General features: G+C 66.5%; 13 protein-coding genes. 10 read left to right on the forward strand and 3 right to left on the reverse strand.

What is annotated here, in order from left to right:
- Positions 1–9 precede the first annotated feature (9 nt).
- The 6 genes from ACO07J_RS12390 (at position 10) to ACO07J_RS12415 (ending at position 5,297) form a co-directional block, all read left to right on the forward strand.
- Positions 10–747 (forward strand): phosphate/phosphite/phosphonate ABC transporter substrate-binding protein, encoded by a 738-nt coding sequence (locus ACO07J_RS12390; protein WP_422029779.1) that lies wholly within the window; start codon positions 10–12, stop codon positions 745–747.
- A gap of 4 nt (positions 748–751) precedes the next feature.
- The gene (locus ACO07J_RS12395) at positions 752–1,717 is read left to right on the forward strand and encodes a hypothetical protein (RefSeq protein ID WP_422029275.1); all 966 of its coding nucleotides are present in this window, start codon (positions 752–754) and stop codon (positions 1,715–1,717) included.
- A 192-nt stretch (positions 1,718–1,909) separates the two neighbouring features.
- Positions 1,910–2,686 (forward strand): ABC transporter ATP-binding protein, encoded by a 777-nt coding sequence (locus ACO07J_RS12400; RefSeq protein WP_422029277.1) that lies wholly within the window; start codon positions 1,910–1,912, stop codon positions 2,684–2,686.
- A 26-nt stretch (positions 2,687–2,712) separates the two neighbouring features.
- A complete protein-coding gene (locus ACO07J_RS12405; RefSeq protein ID WP_422029279.1) occupies positions 2,713–3,429 on the forward strand; it encodes a transporter substrate-binding domain-containing protein in 717 nt (238 codons plus the stop codon).
- 85 nt (positions 3,430–3,514) lie between these two features.
- A complete protein-coding gene (locus tag ACO07J_RS12410) occupies positions 3,515–4,399 on the forward strand; it encodes an ABC transporter permease (protein ID WP_422029781.1) in 885 nt (294 codons plus the stop codon).
- Positions 4,400–4,490: 91 nt separating this feature from the next.
- A complete protein-coding gene (locus tag ACO07J_RS12415) occupies positions 4,491–5,297 on the forward strand; it encodes an ABC transporter permease (protein ID WP_422029281.1) in 807 nt (268 codons plus the stop codon).
- 140 nt (positions 5,298–5,437) lie between these two features.
- Here ACO07J_RS12415 and ACO07J_RS12420 read toward each other — a convergent pair whose 3' ends face one another.
- The 3 genes from ACO07J_RS12420 to ACO07J_RS12430 form a co-directional block, all read right to left on the reverse strand.
- Entirely contained in the window at positions 5,438–6,211 is a 774-nt protein-coding gene (locus tag ACO07J_RS12420) for a DUF4336 domain-containing protein (protein WP_422029283.1), read from the reverse strand.
- Positions 6,212–6,463: 252 nt separating this feature from the next.
- Positions 6,464–7,012, reverse strand: coding sequence for a peptidylprolyl isomerase (locus ACO07J_RS12425; protein ID WP_422029285.1), 549 nt, complete (start codon positions 7,010–7,012; stop codon positions 6,464–6,466).
- Positions 7,005–7,511, reverse strand: coding sequence for a peptidylprolyl isomerase (locus ACO07J_RS12430; RefSeq protein WP_422029287.1), 507 nt, complete (start codon positions 7,509–7,511; stop codon positions 7,005–7,007). The genes ACO07J_RS12425 and ACO07J_RS12430 overlap by 8 nt, the downstream gene beginning before the upstream one ends.
- A 179-nt stretch (positions 7,512–7,690) precedes the next feature.
- Between ACO07J_RS12430 and ACO07J_RS12435 the strand changes: the two genes are divergently transcribed.
- The 4 genes from ACO07J_RS12435 (at position 7,691) to ACO07J_RS12450 (ending at position 12,583) form a co-directional block, all read left to right on the forward strand.
- Positions 7,691–8,875, forward strand: coding sequence for a phosphoglycerate kinase (locus ACO07J_RS12435; RefSeq protein ID WP_422029289.1), 1,185 nt, complete (start codon positions 7,691–7,693; stop codon positions 8,873–8,875).
- Positions 8,876–9,430: 555 nt separating this feature from the next.
- On the forward strand, positions 9,431–10,033 hold the full coding sequence (locus ACO07J_RS12440) for a LysE family translocator (protein ID WP_422029291.1): 603 nt from the start codon (positions 9,431–9,433) through the stop codon (positions 10,031–10,033).
- Between the two features lie 156 nt (positions 10,034–10,189).
- Positions 10,190–11,083: a fructose bisphosphate aldolase gene (locus ACO07J_RS12445; RefSeq protein ID WP_422029293.1), complete on the forward strand. Its 894-nt coding sequence runs from the start codon at positions 10,190–10,192 to the stop codon at positions 11,081–11,083.
- Positions 11,084–11,266: 183 nt separating this feature from the next.
- A complete protein-coding gene (locus ACO07J_RS12450; protein WP_422029295.1) occupies positions 11,267–12,583 on the forward strand; it encodes a glutamine synthetase family protein in 1,317 nt (438 codons plus the stop codon).
- Positions 12,584–12,605 lie beyond the last annotated feature (22 nt).

Raw genomic sequence — 12,605 nt, forward strand, 5'->3', positions numbered from 1 at the left:
AGCCTGCCGATGTACGACCGGCCGGAAACCGCGGCCGCGAATGACAGGTTCTGGCAGGCGATCCGCAACCGCTTGGGCCACGGCCCCGACACCCTCACCCGCACCGGCGAATTGTGGGATCACTGGCTCGCCCCCGACCTCATCCTCTCGCAGACCTGCGGCTACCCCTATCGCGCGAAACTCCACGGGCAGGTGACCCTCATCGGCACCCCCGATTACGGCCTCCCCGGCTGCCCGCCCGGCCATTACTGCTCGGTTTTCGTGGCCCGCGCCAACGACCACCGCACCACCCCCTCCGATTTCGCCGAGGCGCCCTTCGCCTATAACGAACCCCTCTCCCAAAGCGGCTGGGCCGCCCCCCAGAACCACGCCCGCTCGCAAGGCTTCATCTTCACCAACACCTTACAGACCGGCGGCCACGCCCTCTCCGCCCGCGCCGTGGCCGAGGGCCGCGCCGACATCGCCGCGCTCGACGCCCTCACATGGGCGCTCATCCAGCGCCACGACCCCTTCGCCACCACCCTGCGCGAGATCGCCCGCACCGAACCCACCCCGGTCCTGCCCTACATCACCGCCCTCACCCGCGACCCCGGGCCGCTCTTCGACGCCATCTCCGCCGCCATCGCCGACCTCTCCCCCGACGATCGCGACACCCTCTCCCTCCGCGGCCTCGTCCGCCTCCCCCCCGAGGCCTACCTCGCCATTCCCAACCCGCCGCCGCCGGCCGCGACAAGTATTGTTGAGTAACATCATGACCCCGGAAATCATTGAGAAACTAATACCGATTAAAGACCAGCTGGATGTCCAAGAGATTATTAGTAATCGAGACCAGGTACTGCGCCGGTTTACGCCAGTCTTTCAGCCTGGCGCAGTGGCTGAATTGGATGAGGGGGTTTTTCGGAATTTCCTGAGTATCGAGCACAACAAGCATTGGACGGGGTTGGAGCGCCAGCCGCAACTCTACGCGAATATGGACGAGCTGCGCGACGTACTTGCCGTTTTGGTGGACGAGACGCGCCCGATCCGTGAACGGGTCGATTCCGTGATTGAAGCTCCGGGTATGGGAATGGCGAAACTCTCCGCCATTCTGCTGGTCGCCTACCCCGAAAAATACGGAGTTTGGAATGGAACCTCGGAAAAGGCCTTGCGCTCGCTTGGGCTGTGGCCCGCTTTCGCTCGAGGCGCGACAATGGGCAACCGGTATGTCGCGGTCAATCAGGTCCTGCTTAATCTGGCCCGAAAGCTCGACATTGATCTGTGGACGTTAGATGCCCTTTGGTGGGGGCTGGACGCAGACGGAAACCCCCAGCTATCTGCGAATAAGGCCGTCAATGTACGCTTCGGCGACGGCAAAGCGAAGGCCCTCGCAAGCATGAAGTATTCGATTTTGAGTACCGTGCAGGCTGCCAATGGGCAGAAGATAGAGGTTACGGTCAAGAACAAAGACCTGAAAATGCTGGCTAGCGAACTTGACGCTCTGCTGCCGCGTCTCATGGAGCAGCAGAACGAGCGCTGCGCCATCACCGGATTGCCCTTCGAGTATGAGGGTGACAAGAACATGCTGCCGTCTGCAGACCGGATCGACAGCAGCGGGCATTATGATGCTGCGAACCTTCAGTTGGTCTGTCGCTTTATCAACTTCTGGAAGCAGGCAACTCCGGACGATGAATTCCGTCGCCTGATCGGCATCGTGCGCAGTAGCAGCGGAGCAGAATAACCAGATTGCGGACGCAACGATCGACTTGGAAGCACGCCACGCGCTCCGCCCGCCCATGCGCCATAACGGCGTGACGAGACGTCAATTCGCCCGTCCCGGCGGATAATGTTCCGTTTTGTGCGTTGCATTGCGCCAGATTTTCCGCCCTACTGCTCGGCAGCCAAACCGTTGAAACCTTGGGGGATGCTGCACTTGGCCGAAGCCACGCCCGTCATCGAGATCCGCAACCTTCACAAGGCCTATGGCCCGCTCGAGGTGATCAAGGGCGTCGACATCACCGCCCACAAGGGCGACGTGGTCTCGCTGATCGGCTCCTCCGGCTCGGGCAAATCCACGCTCCTGCGCTGCGCCAACCTTCTCGAGGACAGCCAGCAGGGCGACATCCTCTTCAAGGGCGAGCCCGTCACCTGGCGCGGCTCCGGCCTCAACCGCCACCCCGCCGACGCCAAGCAGGTGCTCCGCATCCGCACCAACCTGTCGATGGTCTTCCAGCAGTTCAACCTCTGGGCCCACCTCACCATCCTGCAAAACGTGATGGAGGCGCCGCTCACCGTCCTCGGCCGCGACCGCGCCGAGGTCGAGGAGGCCGCCCGCGGCTATCTCGACAAGGTCGGCATCGGCGACAAGGCCGATGTCTACCCCGCCCAGCTCTCCGGCGGCCAGCAACAGCGCGCCGCCATCGCCCGCGCCCTCTGTATGGAACCCGAGGCGCTGCTCTTCGACGAACCCACCTCCGCCCTCGACCCCGAGCTCGAACAGGAAGTGGTCCGCGTCATCAAGGATCTCGCCCGCGAGGGCCGCACCATGATGATCGTCACCCATGACATGAAAATGGCCGGCGACGTCTCCGATCACGTCATCTTCCTCCACCAGGGCCTGATCGAGGAAGAGGGCGCGCCGGACACGCTCTTCGGCCAACCGAAATCAGAGCGGCTGAGGCAGTTTCTCAGCTCCACCATGGCCGCCTGACCAACCACCAACCAAGGGAGAAACCAATGAGAACATTCATTCTTTCCGTCGCCGCGCTGGCCACCTCGGCCAGCCTGGCCATGGCCCAGGACGTCGTCCGCCTCGGCACCGAGGGCGCCTACCCCCCGTGGAACTTCATCAACGATTCGGGCGAGGTCGACGGCTTCGAGCGTGAACTCGGCGACGAGATCTGCAAGCGCGCCGAGCTCAACTGCGAATGGGTCACCAACGACTGGGATTCGATCATCCCCAACCTCGTCTCGGGCAACTACGACGTGATCATCGCCGGCATGTCCATCACCGACGAGCGTGACGAGGTGATCGACTTCACCCAGAACTACACCCCGCCGGATCCCTCCGCCTATCTCGCCATGTCCGAGGACGTCGATCTCGAGAACGCCGTGATCGCCGCCCAGACCGGCACGATCCAGGCGGCCTTCGTCGCCGACAAGGACTGGACGCTGGTGGAATTCGCCACGCCCGAGGAAACCATCGCCGCCGTCCGCAACGGCGAGGCCGACGCGGTGCTGGCCGACAAGTCCTACCTCGCGCCCGTCGCGGCCGAGGAAGACGGGCTGATGCTGCTGTCGCAGGAAGAGGAAATCGGCGGCGGCGTCGGCCTCGGCGTCCGCGAAAGCGACACCGAGCTGAAAGAGACGCTCGACGCCGCGATCCAGTCGATGAAGGATGACGGCTCGCTCAACGAGCTGATCACCAAGTGGGAAGTCGCCACGACCTTCTGATCTCGACGATCATTCCGGGGCGGGCCTGACCGGGCCCGCCCCGACGACCAACGGGCACCAAGACCCGTGGACGGGGGACACCGCCATTTTCGCCTTCTGCACAGATCCCGAGACGCTCGGCAATTTCCAGTGGCTCGCCTGCTACATGACCACGGGCAAGCACATGTCGCTGTACCTGTCGGTCTTCGTGGTGCTGGCGCTGCTGGCCATCACCGCGCCGGCCGCGCTGGCCTTCGGCTTCGGCGGCGCCGTCGCCGCCCGCTCGCGCATCGCGCCGGTAAGCTGGCTGGGCAAGGCCTATATCGCCATCGTCCGCGGCGTGCCGGATATCGCCTTCTTCCTGTTCTTCGTCATCGCCCTCGACCAGTTCTTCGAATGGATCCGCCACCAGGTGAAATGCCCCGGCTGGGACGCGGCGATCCGCCAGGGCAACGATTTCATCGTCTGCCCCCCGGCCAAGCTGCCGCTGTCCACCTCGCCGCAATGGATCCACGAAACCTACGGCTTCTTCCTCGCCGTGCTGACCTTCGCCATCGTCTTCGGCGCGTTTTCGGCCAACGTCCTCTTCGGCGCCATGCGCGCCGTCCCCCGGGCGCAACTGGAAACCGCCGAGGCTTACGGCATGACCCGGCGCCAGACCTTCTGGCGCATCCTCGTCCCGCAGATGTGGGTCTACGCCCTGCCGGGGCTGTCGAACCTCTGGATGGTGCTGATCAAGGCCACGCCGCTCCTCTTCCTCCTGGGGGTCGAGGATATCGTCTACTGGGCCCGCGAACTGGGCGGCACCGCCAACCCCCGCTTCACCAGCTACCCCCACGGCGACTGGCGCATGTGGTACTTCCTGGCGCTGCTGGTCTTCTACCTGGGCTTCACCCGCGTCTCGGAAATCTTCCTCGAGAAACTGATGGTGAAACTCTCCCACGGCCAGGCCACCTCCGGCGGCGAAGCCCAGCGGAGGGCCGGCGCATGACCCGACACCTCGCCCCCCAATCCCTCCCGGCGCCCGCATTTGCTACGCAAACGCTCTCGCGCCTACGGGCCCTCCTGTGGAGGACCCTTGCATGAGCTGCTGGCAAACGATCCAGGACTACGCCCTCCGCTCCGTCGGCATCGGCGAACGCCTCCTCCCGCGCGAGGGCTACACGCTCTGCGAACATTTCACCCTGATCGGCTCGGGCCTGATCTGGAACGTCTATTTCGGCGTGCTGGCCCTGCTGGCGGGCTTCTTCCTCGCCACCGCGGTGGCGGTGGGCAAATCCTCCCGGAACCGGCTGATCCGCAAATCCTCGGAATGGTTCATCTTCATCTTCCGCGGCTCCCCCCTCTTCATCCAGTTCTTCTTCGCCTATTTCCTCTTCCTGTCGCTGAAGAACGTCTCGCCCTGGTTCGATCCCTTCACCTCGGCCTGGCTCGGCGCGCTGATCGTGCTCTTCCTCAACACCGCCGCCTATTCCGGGGAAATCTTCTACGGCGCCCTCCGCGCCATCCCCAAGGGCGATATCGAGGCCGCCGACGCCTACGGTTTCACCGGTCTGGCCCGCTTCCGCCGCATCGTCTGGCCCACCATGCTGCGCCTCGCCTGGCCCGCCTACACGAACGAAGCGATCTTCCTCTTCCACGCCACCACGCTGGTCTTCTTCTCCGCCTTCCCGGCCTGGGGGCAACGGGGCGACGCGCTCTACTACGCCAAGTTCTTCGCCGACAAGACCTTCAACCCCTTCGTGCCCTACCCGATCCTCGCGGGCTATTTCATCCTGCTGACACTGGTGATCATCGGGCTTTTCGGCCTCGTCAACCGCCGCCTCAACCGCCACCTCCCGCAAGAGGCGCGCCGCGGCCTGAAACTGCGCGTGAACCTGATCCGGTAGATTGGGGGCCAGCCCGCCGCCATTGGGCTTGAACCAATGGCGCACAATGGCAGCCCCCCGGGATATTTCCGGCCAGAAGAAGTTAGGGACTCCCAAGCTTCTTCTGGCGAAAAGTATCCCCGCCGGAGGCATAAAATCTCTTAAACACCCCGGCCCTTCTCGAACTCTTCGTAGGCCACTTCCCACCGTCGCGCCCGCAGCACCTTGCGGAACGCATGCTCCAGCGCCGCCACTCCGTCATGCGGCACCCAGCGGCCATGCGCCAGGATCACCCGCCGCGGCCGCCACTTGATCATCACCTCGACATCGTCGGCCAACGCCGTCTTGTCCTCGCGCCTGAGCGCCCAGCGATAGCTGGGCCGCATATGCGCGCCCGTGTGATCCGTACCCGACAGCCAGAAGACCGGCCGCAGGTAGGCGGGCATGTGCTGCGTCTCGATCGCCTCGATCAGGTCGGCCACGATCAGGCTGCGCGAGGGGCGGTGAAAGAAACACGCCTCCCGCAGCTTGCGGCCCGCCCGCACGGTGATCTGGTCGATCTGCCCCGCCCAGTCCGCCTCGGCGCCGCTGGCCTGCAAGTCCCGCGCGCCCGCCACCCCCGCCTCGGGCGGCGCCCAGCATCGGGCCTCCGGATAGGCCCTGGCCCAGCCGTCCAGGTTCGCCACATGCGCGTGGTTCGGCACCACCAGGTGCGCCACCGGCCCCAGCGCGTCCACCTCCGCCCGCAGCCGCTTCGTCAACGGCGTCGGCGAATGCACCCACAGCCCGCCATCCTCCAGCTTCGCCACCGTGGCCCGCGTCGGATAGGGGATGCCCCCGTGCTGGTGCGCCGGCCCGTCGATCAGCCACAGCCCCTCGGCCACGGGTTTCAGCGTGTCGAGCGGCTCGTATCCGGTCGGGCGGTATGGGTTCATGTATCAGGAATCCGGGAATGACGCGCGCGGACAGATCCGGCGCGGGGGATGGGCCAGGGCGGCAAGACATGGTGAAACGGGGAAGCGACCCTCGGTCCGGCCGGTCTCGGCCAGCGCGGTCTCGGCGCAAAACAGGCGGGCGATGTTCATCGCGAACGGGGCGCGCATGGGGTCGTCAGGATCTCCTCGCGGGCGACCCTATGGCGAAGCCGGGCCGCCCGCAAGGGCACATGTTCGGGCGGCGCTAATAGCCTAGTCGGTGACCGTCACGCTGGTCATCACGTCCGGCTGGCCGATCACGGCGCCGTTCTGGCCGCGGCCGCGCTTGATGGCGTCGACCACCTCCATGCCCTCGGTCACCCGGCCCACCACGGTATATTGCCCGTTCAGATGGGTCGCCGGGGCGAACATGATGAAGAACTGGCTGTTGCCGCTGTCGGGGTTCTGGCTGCGGGCCATGCCGACCACGCCGCGCTCGAAGGGCTCGTCGCTGAACTCGGCCTCGAGATCGGGCAAGTCGCTCGCCCCCATCCCGGCCCGGCTCATGTCGCCGCCCTCCAGCTTGCCGAACTCCACGTCGCCGGTCTGCGCCATGAAGCCCTCGATCACCCGGTGAAAGACGACACCGTCATAGGCGCCCTGCTCGGCCAGCGTCGTGATCCGCTCCACATGCCCCGGTGCCACGTCCTCCAGCAGGTCGATGGTGATGGTGCCGTTGGCCTCCCCGGCCACCTCGATCTGCAGCCCCGTCGCCAAGGCTGGCGAGGCCAGCAGGCTGAACGCAATCGCAAGCTTACGCATCGGCGGCCACCTTCATGCTGATCATCCGGTCGGGGTTCTGCGGCGGCTCGCCCCGCGTGATGGCGTCGACATGTTCCATGCCCTCGATCACCCGGCCATAGACCGTGTATTGCCCGTTCAGGAAATGGTTGTCCTTGAAGTTGATGAAGAACTGGCTGTTGGCGCTGTCCGGGTTCTGGCTCCGCGCCGCGCCGATCGTGCCGCGGTCATGCGGGATGCGGCTGAACTCGGCCTTCAGGTTGGGCTTGTCGCTGCCGCCCGTCCCGGCCAGGCGCAGGTTGAAATCCTGCTCCATGTTGCCGTTCTTCACGTCGCCCGTCTGCGCCATGAACCCGTCGATCACCCGGTGAAAGGCCACGTTGTCATAGGCGCCGGCACGCGCCAGCTCCTTCATCCGCTCGCAATGGCCGGGGGCGATGTCGGGCAGAAGCTCGATCGTCACCGTGCCATCCTTCAGCTCGATCAGAATGGTGTTTTCCGGGTCGTTGATTTCGGCCATCGGGCCCTCCTGTCAATCTACGTGCCGGGAGTCCTAAGACCTATCCCCGCGAATGCCAAGCCACCAGCGCCGCACCATTGCGCATGTTGGCGCTACCCCCGCGCGGCAGAGGTTGACGCCCCAGCCGCAAGCCGCCAATAGGGGCGCGAGTTTCTCCCAACCGAAAGAGATGGCGGGCCATGAGCTGGAAATCCCTCGACGATATGGACCTCGACGGCAAGACGGTCCTGACCCGGGTCGACATCAACGTGCCGGTGGAAAACGGACAGGTCACCGACACCACGCGCATCGACCGGATCGTACCCACCGTGCAGGCCATCCTCGACAAGGGCGGCAAGCCCATGCTGCTGGCGCATTTCGGCCGGCCCAAGGGCAAGGTCGTCGACAGCATGACCCTGCGCCAGCTCGTCCCGGCGCTGGAAAACGCCCTCGGCCACTCGGTGCAGTTCATCGAAACCCTCGACGGCGCCGAGAACCTGACAGAGGAGGCCCGCGCCGCCGAGGTGCTGCTCCTGGAGAACATCCGCTTCAACCCCGGCGAAGAGGCCAATGACGAGGATTTCGCCCGCCGCATCGCCGCCCTCGGCGACGTCTACTGCAACGATGCCTTCTCCGCCGCCCACCGCGCCCATGCCTCGACCGAGGCGCTGGCCCGCCTCCTGCCCGCCTGCGCCGGCCGGCTGATGCAGTCGGAACTCGAGGCGCTGGAAAACGCCCTCGGCAATCCCCACCGTCCGCTGATGGCGGTCGTGGGCGGCGCCAAGGTCTCGACCAAGCTCGACCTCCTGTCCAACCTGATCGAGAAGGTCGACATCCTCGTGATCGGCGGCGCCATGGCCAACACCTTCCTCGCCGCGCAAGGCCTCGACGTGGGCCGCTCGCTCTGCGAGCACGACATGGCCGACACCGCCCGCGCCATCGCCGAGAAGGCGGCAACCACCGGCTGCGAGGTGATCCTGCCACGCGACGTGGTCGTGGCAGAAGACCTCCGCGAAGGCGCCCCGTTCGAGATCGTCCGGACCGAGGACTGCCCCGAAAAGGCCATGATCCTCGACGCCGGCCCCGACAGCGTGTTCCATATCACCCAGGCGATGGATCGGGCGGCAACGCTCATCTGGAACGGGCCCCTCGGCGCGTTCGAGACACCCCCCTTCGACGGCGCCACCAACGCGGCGGCGGCCCACGCGGCGGGGCTCTGCCATTCCGGCAAGCTCATCGCGGTGGCGGGCGGCGGCGACACCGTCGCGGCCCTCAACCAGGCCGACGCGGCGGATTACTTCAGCTACATCTCCACCGCCGGCGGCGCCTTCCTCGAATGGATGGAAGGCAAGACCCTCCCCGGCGTCGCGGCGCTGGAAGGCTGAGCCTCGTCCCGGCCCCCGAGCCGGGACCTCGCGCCAACATCCTCCCCGTCCCGGCCCCCGAGCCGGGACCTCGCTCCGCCAGAGGCCCCGGGTCAGGCCCGGGGCGGGTTCCTACCCTCTCCCCCCTTGGCCACAACTTCGCAAGCCAATCCCCGCCCGGAATCAAGCCGCGCCAAAGGCGCGGCGCCGGGCAGCGCCCGTCCGCCCGTCGCACCAAAGGTGCGCCAATATAGGCGGCACGCCTCCGGCGTGACGGGCACTGCCCGGCACTCCATTCCCAAAAACAGCCAAAGCGCCGCCGGTTCCGCCGCCGGGCGAGCGCCGGCCCGTGGGGAGGCGCTGCATCAGCTCTGGCTGCCGCTTTATGGTGCAGCCTACATCCAACCTAATAAAGTCACCCAACACCCGCCAAAGCGCCTGCCCGTGGGGACGGGCCGGCGCTCGCCCGGCGGCCTCCGGCCTTGTTCCGGGCGCGTGCCAGATCACACCTCCCCCCAATACCACCCCCCACAAAACCTGCTGCATCCCCCCGCACACACCCCTAAACTCCCGCCCATGTTCGACATCCTCGCCTCCTTCCTGATCGCCGCCTTCGCCCTCACCGGCAGCCCCGGCCCCAACACGCTCAGCGTCGCCGCCGTCGGCGCCTCCTTCGGGCGCCTCAAGGGCTTCGAATACATGCTCGGCCTCAGCGCCGGCGTCGGCCTCGTCATCGTCATCGTCGGCACCGGCATCTCCGGCGCCATCCTCGCCATCCCGGGCCTCGCCCCCGTCATCACCGGCGCGGCCGTCCTCTACTTCCTCTACCTCGCCTGGCGCATCGCCACCGCCCCGCCCCTCTCGGCGCTGCCCGACGAAAACCGCCCCCGCGCCCCCCGCTGGTATGCGGGCGTGCTGCTGTCGCTGTCGAACCCCAAGGCCTATGCCGCCATGGGCGCGCTCTTCTCGGGCTACACCCTCCTGCCCGGCGCCCCGGTCGAGGACGGGCTGACCAAGGCCGCGATCGTCATGGGCGTGATCCTGATCGTCAACTTCCTCTGGCTCTCCATCGGCGCCACCCTGGCCCGCACCCTCCAGCACCCCAGGGCCTCGCGCGCCGTGAACATCGCCTTCGCCGTCCTGCTGCTGGCCTCCGTGGCGCTCGTCGCCTTCCGATAAGGCCCGCCCGCCCGTCTCCGCGCCAATTCCCGCGCACGCCCCCCGCCGCACCGCCCTGTTAGCGCCACCATAATTGCAACGCTGCCGACCCTCGCCTAAGAGGGGCACGCACGGCGACCCAGCCGCAAATCACCATTTTCAGGGCGGAGCATTTCCATGTCGAAAAAAGATCAAGCAGCCAGGATGCGCGAGGGCAACGGCTTCATCGCGGCCCTCGACCAGTCGGGCGGCTCCACCCCCAAGGCCCTGCGCCTCTACGGCATCGAGGAAGACCGCTATTCGAACGAGGACGAGATGTTCGACCTCATCCACCAGATGCGGACCCGGATCATCAAGTCGCCCGCCTTCACCGGCGACAGCATCCTCGGCGCCATCCTCTTCGAACAGACCATGGAGCGCGAGATCGACGGCAAGCCCACCGGCGCCTACCTCTGGGAAGAGCGCGGCGTCGTCCCCTTCCTCAAGGTCGACAAGGGGCTCGACGATGAAACCGACGGCGTGCGCCTGATGAAACCGATGCCGGGGCTCAAGGAGCTGCTGGCCCGCGCCAACACCCACGGAATCTTCGGCACCAAGATGCGCTCGGTGATCGACGCGGCCTCCCCCTCGGGCATCGCCGCCGTGGTCGACCAGCAATTCGCCGTGGGCGCCGAGATCCTCGATGCCGGCCTCGTCCCGATCATCGAGCCCGAGGTCACCATCTCGATCGCCGACAAGGCCGAGGCGGAATCGATCCTGCGCGACGAGATCGCCAAGCATCTCGACACCCTGCCCGCGGGTCGCGAGGTGATGCTCAAGCTCACCCTGCCCGAGACCGCGAACCACTACAAACCGCTGATCGAGCATGACCGCGTGATGCGCGTCGTCGCCCTCTCCGGCGGCTATGCGCGCGACGAGGCCAACACCCGCCTCGCCCAGAACACCGGCATGATCGCCAGCTTCTCCCGCGCGCTGACCGAAGGGCTTTCCGACCAGCAATCCGACGACGCCTTCGACGGACAGCTCAAGGAGTCCATCGGCAGCATCTACAAGGCCTCCGTCGCGGGCTGACCATGACCCGGATGCCAGCGCCCCACCGGCGCTGGCACCGACGTAATACCGACAAAATACCGACGTGATACCGACGTCGCGAAACAGCCGTTTCCCGCCCCGAAATTTTTTGATCAAATTATCTTGGCAGACCCCCGGCAATAGCTTTAGATTGGCCCCGACATGATGAACGGAGCCTCCCTCATGGAGCTAGCAGAGTACCAGACGATCCGGGTCGCCGCCTGTGACCTCAACGGTCAGATGCGCGGCAAACGTGTGCCCGGAAGCTATGCGGGGAAGCTGGATGACGGCACGGTGCGGATGCCGCTATCGGCCCTGAATCTCGACATATTCGGCGCAGATATCGACGACTCGCCCCTGGTGTTCGAGACCGGCGACGCCGACGGCATCCTCCGCCCCAGCGGCCGCGGGCCGGTGCCCCTGCCCTGGCTCGACACGCCCCAGCCGCTCGTTCCGATGTCGATGTACCACGACGACGGCCGCGCCTTCGACGGCGACCCGCGCCACGCCCTCGTGACCGTTCTCGACCGTTACGCCGCCCGCGGCTGGCAGGTCATGGCGGCCACCGAGCTCGAATTCACCCTCGTCGACGACAGCGGCAAATCCCTCCGCCCCGTCCGCAACCCCCAGACCGGCCGCCGCACCGGCGCGCCGGGCATCCTGTCGCTCACCCACATGGACGCGTTCGACGCCTTCCTCTCGGCCCTCTACGACGGCTGCGCCGCCATGGGCATCCCGGCCCAGACCACCACCAGCGAATGCGGGCTGGGCCAGTTCGAGGTCACCCTGAACCACCAGGACGCGCTGCGCGCCGCCGACGACACCTGGCTCTTCAAGGCGCTCATCCGCGGCCTCGCCCGCCGCCACGGCATGGCCGCCACCTTCATGGCCAAACCCTTCGACGACGACGCCGGCAACGGGATGCACATGCATTTCTCCGTCCTCGACGCCGACGGCAACAACGTCTTCGACAATGGCGGCCCCGAAGGCTCGGCCACCCTGCTCTCCGCCGTCGCGGGCTGCCTTCAGGCCATGCCCGCCAGCACCCTCATCTTCGCGCCGCACGCCAACAGCTACACCCGCCTCGTGCCCGGCGCCCATGCCCCCACCTCCGTCTGCTGGGCCTACGAGAACCGCACGGCGGCGCTCCGCATCCCCGGCGGCGCGCCTGCGGCGCGGCGCATCGAACACCGCGTCGCGGGCGGCGACATCAACCCCTACCTCATGTTCGCCGCCATCCTCGGCGCCGCCATCACCGGCGTCGACGACGCCCTCACGCCCCCTGACCCGATCACCGGCAACGCCTACGACCAGGACCTGCCCCAGCTCGCCCCCGACTGGGAGACCGCCATCGACCTGTTCGAGGCCGACCCCTACATCGCCCGTACCTTCCCCAGGGGGCTGATCCGCAACCTCTGCATGACCAAGCGCCAGGAGGTGCGGCTGATGTCGGATATCCCGGAATCGCAACACTGGAAAACCTATCTCGGAACGGTGTAGTCGGGGCTTGCCCAGGGGTGGC

It is taken from the genome of Roseovarius sp. (assembly GCF_965228755.1).
GTDB lineage: Bacteria > Pseudomonadota > Alphaproteobacteria > Rhodobacterales > Rhodobacteraceae > Roseovarius.

Coding starts and splice junctions, on each gene's coding strand:
- ACO07J_RS12390 (WP_422029779.1), top strand. CDS start 10: ATGTACGACCGGCCGGAAACCGCGGCCGCGAATGACAGGTTCTGGCAG.
- ACO07J_RS12395 (WP_422029275.1), top strand. CDS start 752: ATGACCCCGGAAATCATTGAGAAACTAATACCGATTAAAGACCAGCTG.
- ACO07J_RS12405 (WP_422029279.1), top strand. CDS start 2,713: ATGAGAACATTCATTCTTTCCGTCGCCGCGCTGGCCACCTCGGCCAGC.
- ACO07J_RS12415 (WP_422029281.1), top strand. CDS start 4,491: ATGAGCTGCTGGCAAACGATCCAGGACTACGCCCTCCGCTCCGTCGGC.
- ACO07J_RS12420 (WP_422029283.1), bottom strand. CDS start 6,211: ATGAACCCATACCGCCCGACCGGATACGAGCCGCTCGACACGCTGAAA.
- ACO07J_RS12425 (WP_422029285.1), bottom strand. CDS start 7,012: ATGCGTAAGCTTGCGATTGCGTTCAGCCTGCTGGCCTCGCCAGCCTTG.
- ACO07J_RS12430 (WP_422029287.1), bottom strand. CDS start 7,511: ATGGCCGAAATCAACGACCCGGAAAACACCATTCTGATCGAGCTGAAG.
- ACO07J_RS12435 (WP_422029289.1), top strand. CDS start 7,691: ATGAGCTGGAAATCCCTCGACGATATGGACCTCGACGGCAAGACGGTC.
- ACO07J_RS12440 (WP_422029291.1), top strand. CDS start 9,431: ATGTTCGACATCCTCGCCTCCTTCCTGATCGCCGCCTTCGCCCTCACC.
- ACO07J_RS12445 (WP_422029293.1), top strand. CDS start 10,190: ATGTCGAAAAAAGATCAAGCAGCCAGGATGCGCGAGGGCAACGGCTTC.
- ACO07J_RS12450 (WP_422029295.1), top strand. CDS start 11,267: ATGGAGCTAGCAGAGTACCAGACGATCCGGGTCGCCGCCTGTGACCTC.